This window comes from Cedecea colo (assembly GCF_011808225.1).
In the GTDB taxonomy this organism is placed as follows: Bacteria; Pseudomonadota; Gammaproteobacteria; order Enterobacterales; family Enterobacteriaceae; genus Dryocola; species Dryocola colo.
Genome location: NZ_SOYS01000008.1, coordinates 90706 through 104064, shown reverse-complemented (window position 1 = coordinate 104064; position 13359 = coordinate 90706). Strand labels below are relative to the sequence as shown.

At 54.4% G+C, this 13359-nt stretch carries 14 protein-coding genes; 6 read left to right on the top strand and 8 right to left on the bottom strand.

Going from position 1 to position 13359, the window contains the following annotated elements:
- Nucleotides 1–33 precede the first annotated feature (33 nt).
- The 4 genes from ypfJ to dapA all read right to left on the bottom strand — a co-directional run bounded on the left by ypfJ (nt 34) and on the right by dapA (nt 3915).
- Entirely contained in the window at nt 34–903 is an 870-nt protein-coding gene (gene ypfJ, locus E2L00_RS16210; protein ID WP_167613450.1) for a KPN_02809 family neutral zinc metallopeptidase, read from the bottom strand.
- Nucleotides 904–1166: 263 nt separating this feature from the next.
- Nucleotides 1167–1880, bottom strand: a complete 714-nt coding sequence (gene purC, locus E2L00_RS16205; RefSeq protein WP_167613448.1) for a phosphoribosylaminoimidazolesuccinocarboxamide synthase — start codon at nt 1878–1880, stop codon at nt 1167–1169.
- A 105-nt stretch (nt 1881–1985) separates the two neighbouring features.
- Nucleotides 1986–3020, bottom strand: a complete 1035-nt coding sequence (gene bamC, locus E2L00_RS16200; protein ID WP_167613446.1) for an outer membrane protein assembly factor BamC — start codon at nt 3018–3020, stop codon at nt 1986–1988.
- Nucleotides 3021–3036: 16 nt separating this feature from the next.
- Nucleotides 3037–3915 (bottom strand): 4-hydroxy-tetrahydrodipicolinate synthase, encoded by an 879-nt coding sequence (gene dapA / locus E2L00_RS16195; RefSeq protein ID WP_167613444.1) that lies wholly within the window; start codon nt 3913–3915, stop codon nt 3037–3039.
- Nucleotides 3916–4060: 145 nt separating this feature from the next.
- Between dapA and E2L00_RS16190 the strand changes: the two genes are divergently transcribed.
- Together E2L00_RS16190 and bcp are read left to right on the top strand one after the other, a co-directional pair.
- Entirely contained in the window at nt 4061–4615 is a 555-nt protein-coding gene (locus E2L00_RS16190) for a glycine cleavage system transcriptional repressor (protein ID WP_201279457.1), read from the top strand.
- A gap of 15 nt (nt 4616–4630) precedes the next feature.
- Nucleotides 4631–5101 carry a thioredoxin-dependent thiol peroxidase gene (gene bcp, locus E2L00_RS16185; RefSeq protein ID WP_167613440.1) on the top strand — a complete coding sequence of 157 codons (471 nt, stop codon included), beginning with the start codon at nt 4631–4633 and terminating at the stop codon, nt 5099–5101.
- Between the two features lie 99 nt (nt 5102–5200).
- Here bcp and E2L00_RS16180 read toward each other — a convergent pair whose 3' ends face one another.
- Nucleotides 5201–6271, bottom strand: coding sequence for an AI-2E family transporter (locus tag E2L00_RS16180; RefSeq protein ID WP_167613438.1), 1071 nt, complete (start codon nt 6269–6271; stop codon nt 5201–5203).
- Between the two features lie 222 nt (nt 6272–6493).
- On the opposite strand from E2L00_RS16180, the gene bepA reads away from it, so the two are divergent.
- Both bepA and arsC read left to right on the top strand, forming a co-directional pair.
- Nucleotides 6494–7957, top strand: coding sequence for a beta-barrel assembly-enhancing protease (gene bepA / locus E2L00_RS16175; RefSeq protein ID WP_167613436.1), 1464 nt, complete (start codon nt 6494–6496; stop codon nt 7955–7957).
- An 11-nt stretch (nt 7958–7968) separates the two neighbouring features.
- Nucleotides 7969–8325 carry an arsenate reductase (glutaredoxin) gene (arsC, locus tag E2L00_RS16170; protein WP_167613434.1) on the top strand — a complete coding sequence of 119 codons (357 nt, stop codon included), beginning with the start codon at nt 7969–7971 and terminating at the stop codon, nt 8323–8325.
- 90 nt (nt 8326–8415) lie between these two features.
- Here the strand turns inward: arsC and E2L00_RS16165 are convergent, their stop codons facing one another.
- From E2L00_RS16165 to upp, 3 genes are all read right to left on the bottom strand, one after another.
- Complete coding sequence (locus tag E2L00_RS16165) at nt 8416–9117, bottom strand: DnaA inactivator Hda (protein WP_236127769.1); 702 nt, start codon at nt 9115–9117, stop codon at nt 8416–8418.
- Nucleotides 9118–9216: 99 nt separating this feature from the next.
- Nucleotides 9217–10503, bottom strand: coding sequence for a uracil permease (uraA, locus tag E2L00_RS16160; protein WP_167613431.1), 1287 nt, complete (start codon nt 10501–10503; stop codon nt 9217–9219).
- An 83-nt stretch (nt 10504–10586) separates the two neighbouring features.
- On the bottom strand, nt 10587–11213 hold the full coding sequence (gene upp, locus E2L00_RS16155; RefSeq protein ID WP_167613429.1) for a uracil phosphoribosyltransferase: 627 nt from the start codon (nt 11211–11213) through the stop codon (nt 10587–10589).
- Between the two features lie 372 nt (nt 11214–11585).
- Between upp and purM the strand changes: the two genes are divergently transcribed.
- The gene (purM, locus tag E2L00_RS16150; protein WP_167613427.1) at nt 11586–12623 is read left to right on the top strand and encodes a phosphoribosylformylglycinamidine cyclo-ligase; all 1038 of its coding nucleotides are present in this window, start codon (nt 11586–11588) and stop codon (nt 12621–12623) included.
- Entirely contained in the window at nt 12623–13264 is a 642-nt protein-coding gene (purN, locus tag E2L00_RS16145) for a phosphoribosylglycinamide formyltransferase (RefSeq protein ID WP_167613648.1), read from the top strand. The genes purM and purN overlap by 1 nt, the downstream gene beginning before the upstream one ends.
- Nucleotides 13265–13359: the final 95 nt, after the last annotated feature.

Below are 13359 nucleotides of genomic sequence, written 5' to 3'. Positions count from 1 at the left end.
GCAATCCTTATTGCCGTTTATAGCCGGGCGCTATTAACGGACATTGTTACCGAAGGTATTACACTGCGCAGGATCGCCGCTGTCAAAGCCGCGTTTAAACCAGGTGTAACGCTGTTCAGACGTGCCGTGAGTAAAGCTGTCCGGCACGACGCGCCCCTGCCCTTTCTGTTGCAGGCGATCGTCGCCGATGGCCTCAGCGGCATTCAGTGCTTCCTGTAAATCACCGACATCCAGCACTTCCTGCTTTTGCATGCTGTTGCCCCAGATACCCGCGAAGCAGTCGGCCTGTAGCTCCATTTTCACCGACAGTTTATTGCCTTCTACCTGAGAAGCGCCCTGCTGAAGCTGACGAACTTTTGGCTCAATGCCTAATAGTTTCTGTACGTGATGACCGACTTCATGGGCGATGACATAACCCTGGGCAAAATCGCCGTCGGCCCCCAGCTTGTTTTTCATCTCGTCATAAAAGGAAAGGTCGATATAAACGGTGCTGTCTGCCGGGCAGTAAAACGGCCCCATCACCGACTGGCCCGTGCCGCAACCAGTACGCGTGGCGCCGCGGTACATCACCAGTTTCGGCTGCTGATAGGTGCGACCCATTTGCTGGAAAATCTGTCCCCAGGTATCTTCGGTGGTGGCCAGAATAACCGAGGTGAATTTAGCCGCTTCATCATCATTTGGGCTGATGGAGCGCTGAGTGGTTTGTTGGGTTACCGGCTGCCCGCCGGAGAGAAGTGCGGTGAGGTCAACGCCATAATAGCCTGCCACGACGACGATAATCAGCAGGACGATCCCGCCTTTGCCTCCCGGCAAACGAAACCCGCCGCCGCCGAAACCCGGGCCGGAAGAATTATTACGCCTGTCTTCTACGTTGTCGCTTTCACGACGACCTTGCCAACGCATAACCTACCTCGTTATTCACAGCTTGTAATAGTAGATCGTAGGCGGTTAATCTCAGGATTACCATAAGAAACAGGAGGTGGAAAAACCGGGTGCGCAAAACACACCCGATCGGATTGATGGCAAACAGCCGAAAAGCGTCGTTTCCGGCTATTTGGGTTAAGTCTGAAAACGTAACCCTTTGCTTTTGTTAGGGCGTATTAACGTACTTTTAAAAACGATACCCTTTGTCAACGGTCTCTTCTGAAGAGAGGATCTTCAGGCAATCAGTCTAATTTAACGCCAAGACGATGGGCCACTTCTTCGTACGCTTCAATCAGGCCACCCAGGCTCTGGCGGAAACGGTCTTTGTCCATCTTGTCGAGGGTTTCTTTGTCCCACAGGCGGCTGCCGTCCGGGGAAAACTCATCGCCGAGCACCACTTCGCCGTTGAACAAGCCAAACTCCAGCTTGAAGTCCACCAGGATAAGACCGGCGTCATCAAATAATTTGCTCAGTACGTCGTTAGCTTTGTAGCTCAACTCACGCATGCGGGCGAGATGCGCTTTGCTTACCCAGCCAAAGGTTTCGCAGTAAGACTCGTTAACCATCGGGTCATGCATCGCATCGTTCTTCAGGAACAGATCAAACAGCGGCGGGTTAAGCTCAATGCCTTCTTCAATGCCCAGACGCTTCACCAGCGATCCGGCGGCACGGTTGCGGATAACACACTCAACCGGCACCATATCGAGTTTTTTCACCAGCACTTCGTTATCGGAAAGCAGCCGCTCCATTTGCGTAGGAATACCCGCCTCTTCCAGCTTAGCCATAATGAAATGGTTAAACTTATTGTTTACCATGCCCTTACGATCAAACTGTTCAATGCGCGCGCCGTCTCCTGCTGACGTATCATTGCGGAATTCGAGCACCAACAGATCCGGATTTTCGGTGCTGTATACGGTCTTCGCTTTACCACGATACAACTCAGCTTGCTTTTGCATCTTTCTTACTCCAGGTGTGATTTAACTAAAAATTCCGCTATCTGTGGCTACGCACACGTTTGCGTAGCCAGCCAGAAAAAAGGCCGGATCGCTCCGGCCCTAAAGTTACTTGCTGAATGCCGCCTGGAATACGGCGACCAGCGCGTCGTTCTGGGACTGCGTCAGCGTATGCCCTTTCGGATCGATAAACTGCAGGCTGCTGCGGTTATCAAGGTCGCCAACCTGTAGCTTGTAGTCACCGCTGACAAGTTCCGGGTCTTTCGCCCCTAAATCCTGCCATCCGCTATTCGATAACGGTTTATAGGTGACGGCCATGCTGCCGGTAGAGCGCGTGGAATCCGTGACTTTCATACCGGCTTTTTCAAGCGTTGCCGGCAAGCGGCTCCAGACCACGTTGAAAGGACCACGAACCACCAGCATTGGTAAGCCGGTATCATCCGCGGCGCTTTGGACATCAAGATGGGCAGAAGAACGGTTATCCTTCGCGTTCTGCAAATCGGTTTGTGCTTTATCCAGGCCTGCGCTGATGACGTTAAGCATTTGCGCGCTGTAACGCTGCATGGAGGCGGCGTCCGATACCGGCTTGCCAGCCTGCTCCAGGTTCAGCAGCTTCACGACCACCGCCTGCTGATAGCCCTGCGGCTTCACGGCAATTTGATAGCGGCCACGGTACTGCTCGTCTTCATCGGCACGGTTCCACTGTACCCAATCGGTTGTTAGCGTCTGGCTTGCATCATCACGCTTGTCGATGGTGTAGTTGTTAGCCTGAATCACGCTAACCACCTGCGGCCACAGCGTCGTTCCGCGAGCGCTTTCAACCATTAACGAAGCGGTATCGCCGGTAAACTGGGTACGCGCGCCGCTAACCAGCGCCAGCGGCTGCGCCGGCGGACGGATATCCAGCTGTTTGCCTACTGCGCCGCTGCCGTTGGTAACCGGAACAGTATACTGACCGTTCTCCACGGGCAGGATCATGCCTGCCGGCGCGTGGATTTCCGCCAGTGGCGCTGCATCCAGATAGGATTCGTCGCCGCTAACCTGGCGCTTATAACGCTGGTCGCTGCTGCATGCCGCCAGCAGCATCGCAAGCGTAACCACTGCAACTTTCGCCACCGTCGACTTCTGTACTGAGTAAGCCATCAAATCTCCCTAAACTTTACAGCAAACCCGCATGCTTAAGCGCGCTGATAATCACCGGACGACTTTCGTCAGTCAGCGGCGTCATTGGCAGGCGTAAGGTATCGGTCGCCACAAGTCCCAATTCTCTACAGGCCCATTTCACCGGGATAGGATTGGGTTCAACAAATAATTTGTTATGCAACGGCATCAGGCGCTGATTAATCTCACGCGCCTGTGCGAATTGCCCGTTGGCCGCCAGTTTACACATTTCCGCCATTTCACGCGCGGCTACGTTTGCCGTCACGGAAATCACGCCGTGGCCGCCGAGCTGCATGAAGTCCAGCGAGCTGGCATCGTCACCGCTCACCAGGATGAAGTCGTCTGCAACCAGCTCTTTGATCTGATTAACACGCGTTAAGTTCCCGGTCGCTTCTTTGATACCAACAATATTTTTTACTTTCGAAAGGCGAGCAACGGTTTCTGGCAGCATGTCGCACCCGGTACGGGACGGCACATTGTACAGCATCTGCGGCAGATCGGTGCTTTGGGCGATAGCGTTGAAGTGCTGGAACAACCCTTCCTGAGTCGGACGGTTGTAATAAGGCGTGACGGTCAGGCAGCCAACGATACCGCTGTTATGAAAGCGCTTCGTCAGAGAGATAGCTTCGGAAGTGGCGTTCGCACCGGTACCGGCAATTACCGGAATGCGCCCGTCCGCTAGCTCAAGCGTTAACATGACCACATCGCCGTGCTCGTCGTGGCTTAAGGTAGCAGACTCTCCGGTCGTGCCTACAGAGACAATCGCCGATGTTCCGCTGGCGACGTGGTAATCAATCAATTTTTTCAGGCTTGACCGGCAGACATTACCTTTCTCATCCATCGGTGTTACAAGCGCGACAATACTTCCCGTGAACATTGGCCATCCTCTGTGCAAACAAGTGTCTCAATGGTACGTTTGGTGCAGGATCAAAAGCAAGCAGCCAGGCGACTCTACACGGTTGTATGCAGGATTTTTTTATGCTTTCCTTATGATATCTCACCGATTCACAGGAAGAATGCGCTTGACTCCTTCACCACACCATTATCTGGTTATCACAGCCCTTGGGGCGGACAGGCCAGGTATTGTTAATACCATCACCCGCCATGTCAGCAGTTGCGGCTGTAATATCGAAGATAGTCGCCTCGCAATGCTCGGTGAAGAATTTACGTTTATTATGCTGCTGTCCGGCAGCTGGAACGCGATAACCCTGATTGAATCAACGCTGCCGCTGAAAGGCGCCGAGCTGGATCTGCTGATTGTCATGAAGCGCACCGCCGCACAGGACAGGCCGGCAATGCCTGCCACCGTCTGGGTGCAGGTAGAAGTTACTGATTCGCCGCATCTGATCGAACGCTTTACCGATTTGTTTGATACGCACCATATGAACATTGCCGAGCTGGTGTCCCGCACGCAGCCCGCACAGGATAATGTGCCGCCGCAGTTGTATATTCAGATAACCGCCCACAGTCCTGCGTCAGAAGATGCGGTAATTATTGAACAGGCCTTTAAAGCCCTATGTACAGAACTGAACGCGCAAGGCACTATTAGCGTGGTGAACCCACAGCAAGATGATTAAAGACGGAGAGTAGTGATGAACCCACTGAAAGCCGGTGATAGCGCACCGAAATTTAGCCTGCCCGATCAAGACGGCGAGCAAGTAAATTTGACCGACTTCCAGGGACAGCGCGTTCTGGTTTACTTTTATCCCAAAGCGATGACGCCCGGCTGTACCGTTCAGGCATGCGGCCTGCGCGATAACATGGATGAGTTGAAAAAAGCGGGTGTGGAAGTGCTGGGCATCAGCACCGACAAGCCAGAGAAGCTCTCGCGTTTTGCCGAGAAAGAGTTGCTTAACTTCACCCTGCTGTCCGATGAAGATCATCAGGTTTGCGAGCAGTTCGGGGTGTGGGGCGAGAAATCCTTTATGGGCAAAACCTACGACGGCATTCACCGCATCAGCTTCCTGTTAGACGGCGAAGGCAAAGTCGAGAAAGTGTTTGATGACTTCAAAACCAGCAACCATCACGACATCGTGATGAACTGGCTGAAAGAGAACGCCTGATCCCAGCAGATATTGAAAAAGCCGACTTCGTGAAGTGAACCCCTAATCGTTGGATGTCCAACTTTCGGGGTTCACTTCATTCGCGTCGGCTTTTTGTTTTTAAGGCCGATCGTCGTCGATGACCAGCCCATCAGGCCAGGCGTGCACGACGGCTTTAATCAGCGTGGCGAGCGGAATGGCGAAGAAGACGCCCCAGAACCCCCACAGCCCGCCGAAGATCACCACCGAGAGAATAATCACCAGCGGGTGTAAATTAACCGCCTCGGAAAACAGCACCGGCACCAGCAGATTACCATCAAGCGCCTGAATAATCAGGTACACCGCAAACAGCGTCCAGAACTCCGTGCCCAGGCCAAACTGGAACAGCGCAACGCAGACGACCGGGATGGTCACCACGAAAGCGCCGATATAAGGAATCAGCACCGAGAAGCCAACCAGCACCGCCAGCAGCAGCGAATAATTTAGCCCAAAGACGATAAAGCCAATGTAGGTTGCGATGCCCACCACTATCATCTCCAGCACCTTTCCACGGATGTAATTGGTGATTTGCTGGTTCATCTCAAGCCATACCTGCCCCGCCAGCCCGCGATTACGCGGCAGCACTCGCCGCACGGCATTGAGCATCTGATCTTTATCTTTGACGAGGAAAAAGACCATCAGCGGCACCAGCACCAGATAAATAGCCAGCGCCAAAAGCCCCACTAAGGAAGCCAGGGAGTATTTCACCACCTGATCGCCCATGCCCGACAGGCGGCCGCGCATATTTTCCGCCATCGCATCAATAATACCCGCGTCCACCAGCGCCGGATAACGTTTTGGCAATGCCGCAGCGAAGTCAGACAGTTTATTCAGCATGCCCGGCATATCGCGAATCAGATAGATGCCTTGCTGCCACGCGACCGGCGCGACCACCAGCACCATAACCATTAAGATGCCGACAAACAGCACCAGGACAATGGTTGCCGCCCAGGTGCGGGAGCACCCTATACGTTCAAGGCGCGCCGTTGGCCATTCCAGCAGATAGGCCAGCACCATGGCGACCAGCAACGGAGCCAAAAGCCCGTGGAAGAAAAAGAGGATAAGAAACCCGACCACCAGGATGACCAGTAAGGCGATGGCTTCCGGGTCGCTAAACCGTCGACGGTACCACTGCAACAACATCTCGAGCATATATTCCTTCCCTGACAGCTTTAGGCGAACCGGGATTGTATCTAAATGTCACGGTAAAGACTTCGCTTTTTACGCCCGGAAAGCTCCTGGTTGAGGTACGCTGACAGTTTCGGTGGTAAGATTTTCTTCGTTCGTTACGCACACGACAGAACGCCGCAAAAGTACGAACAAATCAGCCCGTAACGTGTCAAATTTTGACCCCGATTAAACAGGATAGCGGTTATGTTCAAGCAGTTGAAAAAAACGCTGGTTGCAACGCTGATGACAACCTTACTCGTAGCTCAAACGACGCCAGCCTTCGCGGATGTGGCCGATCAACTGCCTGATATGGGAACATCGGCCGGGAGCACGCTGTCAATTGGCCAGGAAATGCAGATGGGCGATTTTTATGTTCGCCAGCTTCGCGGCAGCGCTCCCCTGATTAACGACCCCTTATTGGTTCAGTATATTAATGGCCTGGGCATGCGCCTGGTTAGCCATGCAAATTCGGTCAAGACGCCGTTCCATTTCTTTCTCATCAATAATGATGAAATAAACGCCTTTGCCTTCTTTGGCGGCAACGTCGTGCTGCACTCCGCGCTGTTCCGCTACGCCGATAACGAAAGCCAGCTCGCCTCGGTTATGGCGCACGAAATCTCGCACGTGACCCAGCGCCATCTCGCCCGGGCGATGGAAGACCAGAAAAGGAACGCGCCCCTGACATGGGTGGGTGCGCTGGGTTCTATCCTGCTGGCGATGGCAAGCCCGCAGGCAGGAATGGCGGCCCTGACGGGCACGCTGGCAGGCACACAGCAGGGGATGATCAGCTTTACGCAACAAAACGAACAGGAGGCCGATCGCATCGGCATTCAGGTGCTGCAGCGCGCCGGTTTCGATCCGCAGGCGATGCCGACCTTCCTGGAAAAACTGCTCGATCAAGCCCGCTATTCCACGCGTCCGCCTGAAATCCTTCTGACGCACCCCCTGCCGGAAAGCCGTCTGGCAGATGCCCGCAACCGTGCCAACCAGATGCGGCCAATAGTGGTGCAGTCCTCAGAAGATTTTTACATGGCAAAAGTGCGCACGCTTGGCATGTATAATTCCGGGCGTAACCAACTCACCGGCGATTTGCTTGATGCCTTGTCAAAAGGCAATGTCCGCGAGCAGCACGCGGCGATTTATGGTCGCGCGCTCCAGGCGATGGAAGCCAAAAACTGGATTGAAGCCCGCAAACAGCTTCAGCCTTTGCTCACCGCGCAGCCAACGAATCCGTGGTATCTCGACCTTTCTACGGATATCGATTTAGGGCAAAACAAAACCGCTGACGCCATTAATCGGCTGAAGAACGCGCCGGGTCTGAATCTCAATCCGGTATTGCAGCTTAACCTTGCTAACGCCTACGTTCAGGCCGGGCAGCACGCGCAGGCGGCTACCGTTCTTAACCGCTACACCTTCGCCCATCCGGACGACGGTAACGGCTGGGATTTACTGGCACAGGCCGAAGCCGCGCTGGGCAATCGCGATCAGGAGCTGGCCGCGCGCGCCGAAGTGATGGCGCTGAGCGGACGCCTGGACCAGGCCATTTCGCTGCTCAGCAGCGCCAGCGCGCAGGTGAAACTTGGCAGCCTTCAGCAGGCCCGCTACGATGCGCGTATCGATCAGTTCCGCGAACTGCAAAAACGTTTCCTTCAATATCAGAAAATGTAACGGGAGTTAATATGTCCGCAGGCGTCACTATTTATCACAATCCGCGCTGCTCGAAGAGCCGCGAAACGTTAAGCCTGCTCAGGGCAAACGGCGCGGAACCTGAGGTTGTGTTGTATCTGGAAACGCCTCCGGATGCGGATACCCTTAAAGCTCTGCTGAGCAAATTAGGCTTTGCGAGCGCACGCGATCTGATGCGCCAGAAAGAGGATCTCTATAAAGAGCTGAAGCTTGCGCAAGCGGGGTTAAGCGAAGAACAGCTGATCCAGGCGATGATTAAACATCCGAAGCTGATTGAGCGTCCGATCGTGGTGGCAAATGGCCTGGCGCGTATTGGCCGCCCGCCGGAGAGCGTGCTGGAGATTTTGTAGCGCTGAATTAATGACGGATGGCGCTTCGTTTATCCGCCTTACGAACTGGTATCGGGCGGATAAACGAAGCGCCATCCGCCCTTTTAAGCTTTATAAGCCCAAAATCTCTTTCACAAACGGAATCGTTAGCTTGCGTTGCGCGGTAATAGAAGCGCGATCGAGCTGATCCAGCGTCATAAACAGCGTACGCATTTCGCGATCTAAACGCTTAAGCAGAAAACGCCCCACGTCTTCCGGCAGCTCAAAGCCACGCAGGCGCGCGCGTAATTGCAGGGCCTGAAGTTTGTCATCATCCGACAGCGGTTGCAGCCGGTAGATTTGCCCCCAGTCAAGGCGCGAAGCCAGGTCCGGCAAATGCAGATTGAGCTGGCGCGGTGGCCTGTCGCCGGCGATCAAAAGACGGGTTTTTCCCGATTCCAGAATGCGGTTATAGAGGTTAAAAAGCGCCATTTCCCACGGCTCATCCCCGGCGACACATTCGATGTTATCGATGCACACCAGCGAAAGCTGTTCCATACCGTCCAGGACTTCCGGCACAAACCAGGTGCGTTTATCCAGCGGAACGTAACCCACCGCCTCGCCTCTTTGCGACAGTTCCGCACAAGCGGCGTGCAGCAAATGGCTGCGCCCGCCCCCTTCTCGCGACCAAAAATAGATATACCCACTGTGATCCTGACGGAGCACGGCCTGCAGGGCGGCGAGTAAAGAAGGGTTATCACCCGGCCAGAAACTGGCAAACGTTTCATCGTCAGGCAAATAGAGTGGCAGTGAAAGCTGTGCCGGCGTATTCAGAAGTACCTCAACCATAACAGGCAGAAAAACGCTGAGAGTCTATCACAGAATTAGGGTGCTGTAGAACCGGGCGGGAACGCCGCCCGGCTGGCTGCAAAACTACGATTTTACTTCGCTGTCTTTCGCGTCCAGCACCACTTCTTCCGGGCGCAGTACGTTGATAACTTTGAAAATGAGGCTCAGACCGACGCCGACGATCGTCGCCAGCGCCATGCCTTTCAGCTCGGCTGCGCCAATGTGTACCTTCGCGCCGCTAACGCCGATTATCAGGATGACGGAAGTCAGGATCAGGTTTTGCGCCTTGCTGTAATCGACTTTAGATTCGATCAGCACGCGAATACCGGAGGCCCCGATCACCCCGTACAGCAGCAGGGAGACGCCGCCCATCACAGGAACCGGGATGATCTGAATGGCCGCCGCCAGCTTACCGACGCAGGAAAGCAGAATCGCGAGGATGGCCGCGCCGCCGATAACCCAGGTTGAGTAAACGCGGGTTATCGCCATCACGCCGATATTCTCGCCGTAGGTGGTATTCGGCGTGGAGCCGAAGAAACCGGAGAAAATCGTCGAAACGCCGTTGGCAAACATTGAACGATGCAGGCCCGGATCGCGAATCAGGTCTTTCTTGACGATATTCGCCGTCACCACCAGGTGACCGACGTGCTCCGCGATAACCACCAGCGCAGCAGGCAGAATAGTGAAGATAGCGAACCATTCGAAACGCGGCGTGTAGAAGGTTGGCAGCGCGAACCAGTGCGCTTCGCGGATCGGCGTAACGTCTACCACGCCCATCACGAAGGAGAGCGCGTAGCCTGCCAGCACGCCGATAAGAATCGGGATAATCGCCAGGAACCCGCGAAACAGCACGGAGCCAAAGACCGTTACCGCAAGCGTTACCAGGGAAATAATAATAGTGGTGCTATCCGGGGAAGCGCCTTCCGCAGGCAGTAGCCCCGCCATGTTTGCCGCAACGCCCGCCAGCTCAAGGCCGATTACCGCAACAATCGCCCCCATCGCCGCCGGTGGGAACATCACGTCCAGCCAGCCGGTGCCCGCCTTTTTCACAATCAGCGCCACGATACAAAACAGCACGCCGCACATGATAAAGCCGCCCAGCGCCACTTCGTAACCCAGCGGCAGAAGCAGCAGCACAGGCGAAATAAACGCAAAGCTCGACCCCAGATACGCCGGGATCTTCCCTTTACAAATAAAGAGATACAGCAGCGTCCCGATACCGTTGAACAACAGGACGGTCGCCGGGTTGATGTGGAACAGGATAGGCACCAGAACGGTTGCGCCAAACATGGCAAACAGATGCTGCAAACTTAACGGAATCGTTTGCAATAACGGTGGTCTTTCACTTACCCCGATAGCGCGGCGGGTCATGTTGTTTTCCTCTGAGTATTGTTTTAACGAACGACGAGTTTTAAAAACCAAAAAAAAGCCGACTTTCGAAGTCGGCTACTTTTTTATTTCGTACCAAATATCTTGTCGCCAGCGTCGCCGAGGCCAGGAATAATGTATCCGTGCTCGTTAAGACATTGATCGATGGAAGCGGTATAAAGTTCGACATCCGGATGTGCTTTTTCCAGCGCGGCGATACCTTCAGGCGCGGCCACCAGAACCAGCACCTTAATGCTGGTACAGCCCGCATTTTTCAGCAGGTCGATAGTAGCAATCATAGAACCGCCGGTTGCCAGCATCGGGTCAACCACCAGCGCCATACGTTCTTCGATGTTGGAAACCAGCTTCTGGAAATAAGGCACCGGCTCTAACGTTTCTTCGTTACGATAAACGCCAACCACGCTGATACGCGCGCTTGGTACGTTTTCCAGTACGCCTTCCATCATGCCCAGACCGGCACGCAGAATTGGCACAACGGTAATTTTCTTGCCTTTGATCTGGTCGATTTCTACCGGGCCGTTCCAGCCTTCGATAGTAACCTTTTCGATTTCCAGATCCGCAGTGGCTTCGTAAGTCAGCAGGCTGCCAACTTCTGAGGCGAGTTCACGAAAGCGTTTAGTACTGATGTCCTGCTCACGCATCAGGCCCAGCTTGTGTTTGACGAGTGGGTGTTTCACTTCCACGATCTTCATTACTCTTTCTCCCCGAGAATGTTGGCGACCACAAAAAAAATCGCCGGATTATACCGCTTTTTTGCACTGACGCCATCGGTATTGAGGTTGATCGGGATCAACCAAACCCGAATGAGTATACGTCAACAATCTTTCTTACCGCGTCACAAGAGGCTCGCAAACGTTTGCCTGCGCTGTTAGAATTGCCGCGATTTTTATTCCAGCCCACGCTATCAGGCTGATGACAAACCTTATGCCGTGACGAAAAAGCAAGGTGTTGTCAGACAGATAAACCAGGAAAATCAATTTATTGATTTTCGGCTGATAACCACAAAGAGGGAAAACCGCGCTTTTTCGCTCTTTGTCAGCAATCTTACCGATGGAACTTGAACCATGACCGACAAAACCTCTCTTAGCTACAAAGATGCCGGTGTTGATATTGATGCTGGTAACGCTCTGGTCGACAGAATTAAAGGCGTAGTGAAAAAGACCCGCCGCCCGGAAGTGATGGGTGGCCTGGGTGGTTTCGGTGCGCTGTGTGCGTTGCCTCAGAAATATCGTGAGCCCGTGCTGGTTTCCGGTACCGACGGCGTGGGCACCAAGCTGCGTCTGGCCATGGATTTAAAACGTCACAATACCATCGGTATCGATCTGGTCGCGATGTGCGTAAACGATCTGGTGGTTCAGGGCGCAGAGCCGCTGTTCTTCCTCGACTACTACGCTACCGGCAAACTTGATGTGGATACCGCATCCAGCGTCATTACCGGGATCGCGGAAGGCTGTTTGCAGTCTGGCTGTGCGCTGGTTGGCGGCGAAACCGCTGAGATGCCGGGCATGTACCACGGTGAAGATTACGATGTGGCAGGCTTCTGCGTGGGCGTAGTTGAGAAGTCTGAAATCATTGACGGTTCCAAAGTTGCCGACGGCGACGTGCTGATTGCGCTGGCCTCAAGCGGCCCACACTCTAACGGCTATTCTCTGGTACGTAAGGTGCTGGAAGTGAGCGGCGCCGATCCGCTGACCACGGAACTTGAAGGTAAGCCTTTGGCCGATCATCTGCTGGAGCCCACCCGTATCTACGTTAAAAACCTGCTTGAGCTGATCGCTGAGGTTGACGTGCACGCCATCGCCCACCTGACCGGCGGCGGCTTCTGGGAAAATATCCCGCGCGTGCTACCGGATAATACGCAGGCCGTCATCGACGAATCCTCATGGCAGTGGCCGCCGGTGTTCAACTGGCTGCAAAAAGCCGGCAATATCAGCAACCACGAAATGTACCGCACCTTTAACTGCGGCGTGGGCATGCTTATCGCCCTGCCGGCCGCCGAGGCGGATAAAGCCATTGCGTCGCTGAAAGCCAAAGGTGAAAACGCCTGGCAAATCGGTATTATCAAAGCGACTGATTCCAGCGAGCGCGTGGTTATTGAGTGATGAAACACATTGTGGTGCTGGTTTCCGGCAACGGAAGCAATCTTCAGGCGATTATTGATGCCTGCAAGCAAAAAAAGATTAACGGCACCCTTGCGGCGGTGTTCAGCAATAAGGCCGACGCGTTTGGCCTTGAACGCGCGCGCACGGCAGGCATCCCGGCCCACGCGCTCACCGCCAGCCAGTTTGCCGACCGCGTGGCTTTCGATCGGGAATTAATGCAGGAAATCGACGCCTACGCGCCGGATCTGGTCGTGCTTGCCGGCTATATGCGCATTCTCAGCCCGGCGTTTGTGGCGCATTATTCCGGCCGCCTCATTAACATTCACCCTTCTCTGCTGCCGAAATATCCGGGTCTGCATACCCATCGGCAGGTGCTGGATAACGGCGATGAAGATCACGGTACCTCGGTTCATTTCGTCACCGACGAGCTGGACGGCGGTCCGGTCATTTTACAGGCCAAAATCCCCGTATTTGCAAATGATGACGAAGACGACATCACCGCACGCGTGCAGCATCAAGAACACGCCATTTATCCGCTGGTGGTTAGCTGGTTTATGGAGGGCCGCCTTGAGATGCGTAATAACGCAGCCTGGCTTGATGGGAAGGAACTCCCCCCGCAGGGTCACGCGGCAGAAGAATAAACGTTCAGGGGCTACGGCCCCTTTTTTATGCCTGCGTCGTTGGACATTCTCCGTCAAAGCTCGCCATAATGACTGGCGTGACGGCATTTTAACGT